Origin of the sequence: Pseudomonas sp. Colony2 (genome assembly GCF_019382755.1) — a bacterium.
Classification (GTDB): Bacteria; Pseudomonadota; Gammaproteobacteria; order Pseudomonadales; family Pseudomonadaceae; genus Aquipseudomonas.
Genome location: NZ_CP080030.1, coordinates 3,402,740 through 3,403,442, shown reverse-complemented (window position 1 = coordinate 3,403,442; position 703 = coordinate 3,402,740). Strand labels below are relative to the sequence as shown.

The 703-nt window shown below is 64.9% G+C and carries 1 protein-coding gene; it reads left to right on the top strand.

Features of this window, described 5'->3' with window-relative positions:
• Window positions 1-47: 47 nt before the first annotated feature.
• The coding region (locus tag JV201_RS13460) for an SOS response-associated peptidase family protein (protein WP_219407171.1) at window positions 48-703 on the top strand (656 nt) is incomplete at its 3' end.

Genomic DNA, 703 nt, shown 5'->3' with positions numbered 1-703 from the left:
CCCGAAAACCATCGTCTAAGCTCAAGCTTCAGATTGAGGGCCAGGCCATGTGTGGAAGACTTTCCCAGTACACAGGCATTCACGACTTCGTTGCGGCACTGAGCATGCCCAATGCCCTGGCGAACTCCGTCGGTGAGCTGCCGCTGGAACGATACAACGTGGCGCCGTCCACCCAGGTTGCCCTGCTCCACCTGCAGGGTGATCTGCTGCACGCCGACCTGGTGCGATGGGGATGGCGGCCGCACTGGGCCAAGGACCGTGCTGCACCGATCAATGCCCGCGTCGAGAAGGTGGCCCACGGCCCGTTCTTCCGCGCAATCTGGCCGTACCGGGCAATCACGCCCATCGATAACTGGTTTGAGTGGGTGGACGAAGGCGGGCCTAAGAAGCAGCCGTACCTGATCCGCCGGCGGGATGGCGCGCCGGTGCTATGCGCCGCCATAGGCCACCTGCCCGATGCCGACGAAGGCCCGGGCGAGCATGACGGCTTCGTGATCATCACCGCCGACAGCGCCGGCGGTATGGTGGACATCCATGACCGGCGGCCCGTGGTGCTTACGCCGGACCTGGCCAGGGAATGGCTGGACCCGGCCACACCCAAGGAGCGCGCCGAGCAAATGGTGCTGCACCAGGGCGAACCGGCCGAGGCTTTCGAGTGGTTCAAAGTCGACACTGCCGTGGGCAATGTGCGGAACAAAGGGCC